This window comes from Citrobacter sp., assembly GCF_050252275.1.
Classification (GTDB): domain Bacteria; phylum Pseudomonadota; class Gammaproteobacteria; order Enterobacterales; family Enterobacteriaceae; genus Citrobacter_A; species Citrobacter_A amalonaticus.
On record NZ_JBFWLF010000186.1, the window covers coordinates 1 to 9214 of the forward strand.

The window sequence follows — 9214 nt, forward strand, 5'->3', positions numbered from 1 at the left end:
CCGTGATTCTGCGTCACGTAAAACTGCATTTCTGTGAGGTTTTTTTTCAAATCGTCAGGGTTACGTTGGTTCGACATATGCTTACTTCTCGCTGTAGAAACAGACATCTTTTAACCCGGATTCTAAAAAAAAATTAACACCCTTGCGTGCACTTTTGATCTAAACTTATGTGTCGCGAAAAGGCGGTCAGGCAATTGTGATCATGCTCACATATTTATCCTGCGAGGCCTTTAAAATTCCGGGCGCAGCCCCCATGTGGTTGCTAGCTCAAAGGGAAAGTGAGGCGAGTCAGTCGCACAAACGTTAGTCACAGGATTGATTTGTCGCAATGATTGACACGATTCCGCTTGACGCTGCGTAAGGTTTTTGTAATTTTACAGGCAACCTTTTATTCACTAACAAATAGCTGGTGGAATATATGACTATCAAAGTAGGTATCAACGGTTTTGGCCGTATCGGTCGCATTGTTTTCCGTGCTGCTCAGAAACGTTCTGACATCGAGATCGTTGCAATCAACGACCTGTTAGACGCTGATTACATGGCTTACATGCTGAAATATGACTCCACTCACGGCCGTTTCGACGGTACCGTTGAAGTGAAAGACGGTCATCTGATCGTTAACGGTAAAAAAATCCGTGTTACCGCTGAACGCGATCCGGCTAACCTGAAATGGGACGAAGTTGGTGTTGACGTAGTAGCTGAAGCGACCGGTATCTTCCTGACCGACGAGACTGCTCGTAAGCACATCACTGCTGGCGCGAAAAAAGTCGTACTGACTGGTCCGTCCAAAGATAACACCCCGATGTTTGTTAAAGGCGCTAACTTTGACAAATATGCTGGCCAGGACATCGTTTCCAACGCATCCTGCACCACCAACTGCCTGGCTCCGCTGGCTAAAGTCATCAACGACAACTTCGGCATCATCGAAGGTCTGATGACCACTGTTCACGCAACCACCGCTACTCAGAAAACCGTTGATGGCCCGTCTCACAAAGACTGGCGTGGCGGCCGTGGCGCGGCTCAGAACATCATCCCGTCCTCTACCGGTGCAGCTAAAGCTGTAGGTAAAGTACTGCCAGAACTGAATGGCAAACTGACTGGTATGGCGTTCCGTGTTCCGACTCCGAACGTATCCGTTGTTGACCTGACCGTTCGTCTGGAAAAAGCGGCTTCTTATGAAGACATTAAGAAAGCCATCAAAGCAGCTTCCGAAGGCCCGATGAAAGGCGTTCTGGGTTACACCGAAGACGACGTTGTATCTACCGATTTCAACGGCGAAGTTTGCACTTCCGTGTTCGATGCTAAAGCGGGTATCGCTCTGAACGACAACTTCGTGAAACTGGTCTCCTGGTACGACAACGAAACCGGTTATTCCAACAAAGTTCTGGACCTGATCGCTCACATCTCCAAATAAGTTGAGATGAGAAACTGATCCAAAAAGGCGACTTCGGTCGCCTTTTTTTATGGCTTTCGCTACGGTTGAATCAAGGATTGCATCATGATTAATAAAATTTTTGCACTTCCAGTCATTGAGCATATTACCCCTGTCCTCTCCCGCCGTCAGCTTGACGAGCTGGACCTGATCGTCGTCGACCACCCGCAGGTAAAAGCGTCTTTTGCGTTACAGGGCGCGCACCTGCTCTCCTGGAAACCAGCCGGAGAAGAAGAGGTTCTGTGGTTGAGCAACAACACTCCGTTTAAAAATGGCATCGCGCTGCGCGGCGGCGTGCCGATTTGCTGGCCGTGGTTTGGTCCGGCGGCACAGCAAGGACTGCCTTCTCACGGCTTTGCCCGTAACCTGCCGTGGACGCTGAAAGCGCATAATGAAGACGACAACGGCGCAGTGCTGACGTTTGAACTGCAAAGCACTGAAGAGACACTGAAACTGTGGCCACATGATTTCACCCTGCTGGCGCGCTTTAAAGTAGGCAAAACCTGCGAGATTGAGCTTGAAGCGCACGGTGAATTTGAAACGACCTCTGCGCTGCATACCTATTTCAACGTTGGCGATATCGCGACGGTGAAAGTCAGCGGCCTGGGCGATCGTTTCATCGATAAAGTGAATAATGCGAAAGAAGACGTCCTGACTGATGGCGTACAGGCGTTCCCGGATCGTACTGACCGTGTCTATCTGAACCCGGAAGCCTGCAGCGTGATTCACGATGCCGCACTGAATCGTAACATCGACGTTGTACATCATCACCATCTCAATGTGGTCGGCTGGAACCCTGGCCCGGCGCTGTCTGTGAGCATGGGCGATATGCCGGATGATGGCTATAAAACCTTTGTGTGCGTAGAAACGGCGTATGCCACCGCCGCACAGAAGACCACCGAAGAAAAACCTTCTCGCCTGGCGCAAACCATTCGCGTTGCGAAGCGCTAAGCATGATTGTGGTTGAGACGTCACAGGCCTGACAGGTCGTCATCTGGCATTGTTTGCGGGATGGCGATGCCAGCGCATCTTATCCGGCCAACGAGTCAAAACCGAACCTCATCAGACCATATCCAGCGCCGTTTTGCCTCTCGGCGCGGGATACGCCTTATCCAGCGCGGCGAGTTCCTGAGCGGAAAGCGTAATGCTCAGCGCCGCCGCATTTTGCTGTACATGCTCCACGCTTGCCGCTTTTGGAATCGCTATCACTCCGTGATGACTGATGACCCACGCCAGCAGGATCTGCGCAGTTGATGCATCGTGCGCATGCGCAATCTCATTGACCACCGGATGATTCAATAAACCGCTGCGTAAACGTCCGGCCTGCGCCAACGGGCTGTAAGCCATTACGGGAAGCTGATGTTGCTGACACCACGGTAATAAATCGTATTCAATGCCGCGTGAAGCCAGATGATACAGCACCTGATTGGTCGCACACTGCCTGCCGCCCGGAATCTGCCACAGCGCCTGCATATCGTCGACGTCAAGATTGGACACTCCCCAGCGACGAATTTTACCCTGAGCCATCAGGGTTTCCATCGACTTGACCGTCTCGGCGAAGGAGAAGTTGCCTGACCAGTGCAATAAATAGAGATCCAGATAGTCGGTTTTCAGACGACGCAGACTGGCCTCACAGGCGGCAATCGCTTTTTGCCCACCCGCGTTCCATGGGTAAACCTTCGACACCAGGAACACGTGTTCACGCAGTCCGTTGAGCGCCTCACCGACCACCTCTTCCGCTCCGCCATCGGCATACATTTCAGCGGTATCGATGAGCGTTAGCCCCAGATCCACGCCCGCGCGAAGTGCAGACACTTCCGCCCGGCGGTGACCGGCATTTTCACCCATGTACCATGTCCCCTGCCCGATCGCAGGTAGAACAACTCCACCAGCGAAGACAACCTGTTTATCTGTCATCATGTTCTCCTTAGTTGTGCACCACCGTAATGCAAAACAGGGCGCAAGTGCCCTGTTTTGATGCACAGATTGCACTCTCAGGGCTCAGTTAAAACTTAGGCATATTCACACTTCCAGGGAAGCGCAATTTATGTTGGACAATATTTTTCAGGAGCATCCCCATAATACCACCCGGCACAAAATGACTAACCCTGCTAATTAATAAAGGTGTCTATTGGTTATTCCACATGTTTACTATGGATAATACTTTATGGGATGGAATACCAGGAATGCTGGAAACTGGGCAAAAAACCACGCCGAACCGGGTCCAACCAATAACTGCGCAACATACGTGCGTAGAGCAATTCAGGCGGGCGGAGTTATTGTGACCAATACACATAATGCTAAAGATGACGGCTCGATACTGGAGGCGGCTGGCTTTAGAAAAATTGCACCGACACACGACGTTGGCGTTATCCAGCCATAAAAAGGCGGACATGCCGCTGGCCACATGGCGATATTCGATGGTCAGGACTGGTACTCTGACTTCAAACAAAGGGACTTCTGGGGAGGACCTGGCTATCGCTCATCGAAACCGCCTTATCAAATGTACAGGAAAAAGTAATGCGCCTCTTTTTTGTCGTATCCATGGTGTATTTACTCGCGTCCTGCGTTTCAGGAGGCGATGATGCCGAAAAACGCGTAGCTGATTTTTATCGCTACTATTTACCTGTTTTTGCCAATAGCCCCGGCAAAATAAAGCCAGATCCTGAGAAAATGCATGATTACGTCTCCCGCGAAACGTTAATTCAACTTGATGTTATTTCACATATTTATGAACAAGAAATCATCGACACTGACTATTATACGTACGCGCAGGACTATTCGGTCGACTGGATCCCTTTATTGAAGGTGGGCAAAGCACAAGACGTTGACGGTAGTCAATACGTTACGGTTTGGCTTGGATGCGAAAACGACAGAACCTATCAGATAGGTGTCTACCTGAAGAAAGAAGACAGGAGATGGAAAATCTACAGAGTCAAAAACGTCACCGATGGCTATGAGCACTTTATTTTTGACAGGCAGGCTATTGAAAAAGCAAAGCGACATGCCAAAGAGGTCGAATGACTCAGTGACAAAAAAGCCCGCACTGCGGGCTTTGTGGCTTTTGTCGATCGCACTATGATAATGCACAATCAGAACTTATAGGTGATCCCGGTTGAAATCAGGCCAGTCCAGGATTTATCCACCATCGGGCTGTCGGTAATTTCATCAGACAGACGGGTGTAGCGTGCGGTACCGTAAACGCTCCAGTCACCGAGGAAGTTGTAGTTCGCGCTCAGTTCCAGGTACGGATTCCAGCTATCGTCCGGGTTGTAACCCCGCATACCACTGCGTGAGGATTCTTTACGTGACACGCCGTAGTAGTAGTCGTTCTGATTTTCACTGTTCCACTCCACACCGATACCCGGCGTCAGGGTCAGGCCGCCGTTGGTATAGCGGTACAGCCAGGCCAGATCCCAGACGATGCCGTTACTGTTGTCCAGCGTATCCCCGGCGAGCGTGGTACGCAGGAAACCATATTCGGTATGGTGAGAGTATGATAAGCCCGCCATCATGGTGCTCTTACGCTTATCAAGACGACGCATCTGACGATCGTCGCTGTCACCCGGTTTGAAATACATCGGGGACCAGTAAGCGGTGATCGACAATTTGTCGGCGGCGTCGTTCCACAGGTAGTACCCACCACCCAGACCACGGAACCAGAAGTTATCGCCTTCGTAATTAATCACCGGAACCGGATAAACATCCGCGTCGTAATCTTTATATGGGTGTTCAACCACACCAACGCCAGCGCCAAGCGTCAGGTTGCTTTCAGCATGCACCACGGTAGCAGACGATGCGATTAACACGCCAAGTGCCAGAAGTTTGAGTTTGGTCACAATCCATCTTTCCTTTTTCAAATGTTCAGCGGCAAAAGTGTAACCGCCAATACGTTACAACCCAACCATTTTACAAATTAATGAAAGAATGTAACCGTCTAATTTTGCAGGCTGAGATGACACTTGGCTTACAGTGCGGTGAAAACGGTGTGATCTTCCACTGCATTATTTACATTTGCTATGCACTTTTTGCGGATGAGTTATTGATATGCCATTGAAAATCATTTGCGGGTGCATGCAAGTTTTGCAAATGCCATCTACGCTTTAGTTTAGAAGTTGTATCGCCGGGCACGTTGGTCTCACGCGGTGAAAGCTGGCATGAGAGTTGCTGTTTTTTTGATACGAGACAGTAAATGACGTCGTTCAGTCTACCTCTTCCGGGAGCCTCTACTATTCATATGAACGGCTCTTAACCTGTGCTAAAAAACGAAAGGACGGCATATCATGAATATATTCGATCACTATCGCCAGCGTTATGAAGCTGCCAAGGACGAAGAGTTCACACTGCAGGAGTTTCTTACCACTTGTCGGCAAGATCGCAGTGCTTATGCCAACGCGGCAGAACGGCTATTGATGGCTATTGGTGAGCCCGTCATGGTCGACACTGCCCAGGAACCCCGACTTTCTCGCCTCTTCTCGAACCGGGTCATTGCACGTTACCCGGCATTTGAAGAGTTTTACGGCATGGAAGACGCGATCGAACAGATTGTCTCTTATCTGAAACACGCGGCTCAGGGGCTGGAAGAGAAGAAACAGATCCTGTATCTGTTGGGGCCTGTAGGGGGCGGGAAGTCATCGCTTGCCGAACGACTGAAATCGTTGATGCAGCGTGTCCCGATTTATGTGCTGAGCGCCAACGGTGAACGCAGCCCGGTGAACGATCATCCGTTGTGCCTGTTTAATCCGCAAGAAGATACCCAGATTCTGGAAAAAGAGTACGGCATTCCGCGCCGTTATCTCGGCACCATTATGTCACCGTGGGCGGCCAAACGCCTGCATGAGTTTGGTGGAGATATCACCAAATTCCGCGTGGTGAAAGTGTGGCCGTCGATTCTTGCGCAAATCGCGATTGCCAAAACGGAACCGGGCGATGAGAACAACCAGGACATTTCCGCGCTGGTCGGGAAAGTGGATATTCGTAAACTCGAACACCACGCACAAAACGATCCGGACGCGTATGGCTATTCCGGCGCATTGTGCCGGGCCAACCAGGGGATCATGGAATTCGTCGAGATGTTCAAAGCACCGATTAAAGTGCTGCATCCGCTGCTGACCGCCACTCAGGAAGGTAACTACAACGGCACTGAGGGGATCTCCGCCCTGCCGTTTAACGGCATCATTCTCGCCCACTCGAACGAATCGGAATGGGTGACGTTCCGTAACAACAAAAACAACGAAGCCTTCCTCGACCGTGTTTACATCGTGAAGGTACCGTACTGCTTACGCATTTCCGAAGAGATTAAAATCTACGAGAAATTGCTCAACCACAGCGAACTGACGCATGCGCCGTGCGCGCCGGGAACGCTGGAAACGCTGGCACGTTTCTCGATTCTCTCCCGCCTGAAAGATCCGGAAAACTCGAGTATCTACTCGAAAATGCGCGTCTATGATGGTGAGAGTCTGAAAGATACCGATCCGAAAGCGAAGTCGTATCAGGAATACCGCGACTACTCCGGCGTCGATGAAGGGATGAATGGTCTGTCGACCCGTTTCGCGTTTAAAATTCTCTCGCGCGTCTTTAACTTTGATCATGTCGAAGTCGCTGCGAACCCGGTTCATCTGTTCTATGTACTGGAACAGCAGATCGAGCGCGAACAGTTCCCGCAGGAGCAAGCTGAGCGTTATCTCGAGTTCCTGAAAGGCTATCTGATCCCGAAATACGCCGAGTTTATTGGTAAAGAGATCCAGACCGCCTATCTCGAGTCCTACTCGGAATACGGACAGAATATTTTCGACCGTTATGTCACGTATGCCGACTTCTGGATTCAGGATCAGGAATACCGCGATCCGGATACCGGTCAGTTGTTTGACCGTGAATCGCTGAACGCGGAGCTGGAGAAAATTGAGAAACCGGCGGGGATCAGCAACCCGAAAGATTTCCGTAATGAAATCGTCAACTTTGTGCTGCGTGCGAGAGCGAACAACAGCGGACGAAATCCGAACTGGACCAGCTATGAAAAACTGCGCACGGTCATTGAGAAGAAAATGTTCTCCAATACCGAAGAGTTGCTGCCGGTCATTTCGTTCAATGCCAAAACCTCGACCGATGAGCAGAAGAAACACGACGACTTTGTCGACCGGATGATGGAAAAAGGCTACACCCGTAAACAGGTGCGTTTACTGTGCGAATGGTATCTGCGCGTACGTAAATCGTCTTAACAGCATAAATGACCCGGAAGATTTTCTCCGTTTACCGGGCAAATAGTTCGTTTGTACGCGAAATCATTCAAGGTGTATCAAGGCGGCAAATGAGTGAATCCCCAGGAGCGTACATAAGTACGTGACTGGGGTGAGCGAATGCAGCCAACGCCGGGATAACGTGAAGGATGAAGCGTAAAGTTGGCAAATGCAGTACGGGGGGCATATGACCTGGTTCATTGACCGACGACTTAACGGCAAAAATAAGAGCACGGTTAACCGCCAGCGCTTTTTACGCCGTTATAAAGCACAAATTAAACAGTCGATCTCCGAGGCCATTAACAAGCGTTCGGTGACCGATGTAGACAGCGGTGAATCTGTCTCCATTCCGACGGAAGATATCAGCGAACCGATGTTTCATCAGGGGCGCGGCGGCCTGCGCCATCGCGTTCACCCAGGTAACGACCATTTCGTACAAAATGACCGTATCGAGCGTCCGCAGGGCGGAGGCGGCGGTTCAGGTAGCGGACAGGGCCAGGCCAGTCAGGACGGTGAAGGCCAGGATGAATTCGTCTTTCAGATCTCTAAAGACGAATACCTTGATCTGCTTTTCGAAGATTTAGCGCTGCCTAACCTGAAACAAAACCAGCAGCGCCAGCTTACGGAGTATAAAACGCACCGGGCGGGTTATACCGCCAACGGCGTTCCGGCCAATATCAGCGTCGTGCGTTCGCTGCAAAATTCTCTCGCCCGGCGCACGGCCATGACGGCCGGCAAACGACGCGAGTTACACGCGCTGGAACAGGATCTCGACACCATCAGCAAAAGCGAACCGGCGCAACTGCTGGAGGAGGAACGATTACGCAAAGAGATTGCTGAGCTGCGGGCCAAGATAGAACGCGTGCCATTTATCGACACCTTCGACTTGCGCTACAAAAATTACGAGAAGCGGCCCGATCCGTCCAGCCAGGCGGTGATGTTCTGCCTGATGGACGTCTCCGGCTCCATGGATCAGTCGACGAAAGACATGGCCAAACGCTTTTATATTCTGCTCTACCTGTTTTTGAGCCGAACCTATAAGAATGTGGAAGTGGTCTATATTCGTCACCACACCCAGGCAAAAGAGGTCGATGAGCATGAGTTCTTCTACTCTCAGGAAACCGGGGGAACCATTGTTTCCAGCGCCCTGAAGTTGATGGATGACGTTGTGAAAGAACGTTACGATCCTGCGCAGTGGAACATCTACGCCGCACAAGCATCGGATGGGGATAACTGGGCAGATGACTCTCCGCTGTGCCATGAGATTCTGGCGAAGAAACTGCTGCCGGTGGTTCGTTATTACAGTTATATCGAAATTACCCGCCGCGCACATCAAACCCTGTGGCGCGAATATGAACATCTGCAAGCCACGTTTGATAATTTTGCGATGCAACATATTCGCGATCAGGATGATATTTATCCGGTGTTCCGCGAACTTTTTCATAAACAAGGTGCCACCAGCACCGATTAAACGACAGCCAGCCAGGAAATAATCTCCTGGCTGGTTCATTTCATGCCTTTTTTGCACTCCATATCCCTGCTGGCC

General features: G+C 50.7%; 7 protein-coding genes and 2 pseudogenes. 6 read left to right on the plus strand and 3 right to left on the minus strand.

What is annotated here, in order from left to right:
- Positions 1-77, minus strand: a pseudogene (locus AB7E14_RS15455) (peptide-methionine (R)-S-oxide reductase MsrB); the annotation flags it as partial.
- 341 nt (positions 78-418) lie between these two features.
- Between AB7E14_RS15455 and gapA the strand changes: the two are divergent.
- Both gapA and AB7E14_RS15465 read left to right on the plus strand, forming a co-directional pair.
- On the plus strand, positions 419-1414 hold the full coding sequence (gene gapA, locus AB7E14_RS15460) for a glyceraldehyde-3-phosphate dehydrogenase (RefSeq protein ID WP_043000921.1): 996 nt from the start codon (positions 419-421) through the stop codon (positions 1412-1414).
- 84 nt (positions 1415-1498) lie between these two features.
- Positions 1499-2383, plus strand: a complete 885-nt coding sequence (locus AB7E14_RS15465) for a D-hexose-6-phosphate mutarotase (RefSeq protein ID WP_316962237.1) — start codon at positions 1499-1501, stop codon at positions 2381-2383.
- A 111-nt stretch (positions 2384-2494) separates the two neighbouring features.
- Here AB7E14_RS15465 and AB7E14_RS15470 read toward each other — a convergent pair whose 3' ends face one another.
- Positions 2495-3349 carry an aldo/keto reductase gene (locus tag AB7E14_RS15470; protein WP_316962313.1) on the minus strand — a complete coding sequence of 285 codons (855 nt, stop codon included), beginning with the start codon at positions 3347-3349 and terminating at the stop codon, positions 2495-2497.
- Between the two features lie 250 nt (positions 3350-3599).
- On the opposite strand from AB7E14_RS15470, the pseudogene AB7E14_RS15475 reads away from it, so the two are divergent.
- A pseudogene (locus tag AB7E14_RS15475) lies at positions 3600-3953 on the plus strand (hypothetical protein).
- On the plus strand, positions 3953-4456 hold the full coding sequence (locus AB7E14_RS15480; protein WP_058587950.1) for a YbjP/YqhG family protein: 504 nt from the start codon (positions 3953-3955) through the stop codon (positions 4454-4456). The pseudogene AB7E14_RS15475 and the gene AB7E14_RS15480 overlap by 1 nt, the downstream one beginning before the upstream one ends.
- Positions 4457-4524: 68 nt before the next feature.
- Here the strand turns inward: AB7E14_RS15480 and AB7E14_RS15485 are convergent, their stop codons facing one another.
- Entirely contained in the window at positions 4525-5271 is a 747-nt protein-coding gene (locus AB7E14_RS15485; RefSeq protein WP_043000925.1) for a MipA/OmpV family protein, read from the minus strand.
- A gap of 444 nt (positions 5272-5715) precedes the next feature.
- Here AB7E14_RS15485 and yeaG point away from each other — a divergent pair, with 444 nt between their 5' ends.
- Both yeaG and AB7E14_RS15495 read left to right on the plus strand, forming a co-directional pair.
- The gene (yeaG, locus tag AB7E14_RS15490; protein ID WP_043000926.1) at positions 5716-7650 is read left to right on the plus strand and encodes a protein kinase YeaG; all 1935 of its coding nucleotides are present in this window, start codon (positions 5716-5718) and stop codon (positions 7648-7650) included.
- A gap of 205 nt (positions 7651-7855) precedes the next feature.
- Positions 7856-9139: a YeaH/YhbH family protein gene (locus AB7E14_RS15495; protein WP_316962236.1), complete on the plus strand. Its 1284-nt coding sequence runs from the start codon at positions 7856-7858 to the stop codon at positions 9137-9139.
- The last annotated feature ends 75 nt before the right edge of the window (positions 9140-9214 follow it).

What these genes read in the sequence shown, in the direction of transcription:
- gapA (WP_043000921.1), top strand. Translation starts at nt 419, where the DNA reads ATGACTATCAAAGTAGGTATCAACGGTTTTGGCCGTATCGGTCGCATT.
- AB7E14_RS15465 (WP_316962237.1), top strand. Translation starts at nt 1,499, where the DNA reads ATGATTAATAAAATTTTTGCACTTCCAGTCATTGAGCATATTACCCCT.
- AB7E14_RS15470 (WP_316962313.1), bottom strand. Translation starts at nt 3,349, where the DNA reads ATGACAGATAAACAGGTTGTCTTCGCTGGTGGAGTTGTTCTACCTGCG.
- AB7E14_RS15480 (WP_058587950.1), top strand. Translation starts at nt 3,953, where the DNA reads ATGCGCCTCTTTTTTGTCGTATCCATGGTGTATTTACTCGCGTCCTGC.
- yeaG (WP_043000926.1), top strand. Translation starts at nt 5,716, where the DNA reads ATGAATATATTCGATCACTATCGCCAGCGTTATGAAGCTGCCAAGGAC.
- AB7E14_RS15495 (WP_316962236.1), top strand. Translation starts at nt 7,856, where the DNA reads ATGACCTGGTTCATTGACCGACGACTTAACGGCAAAAATAAGAGCACG.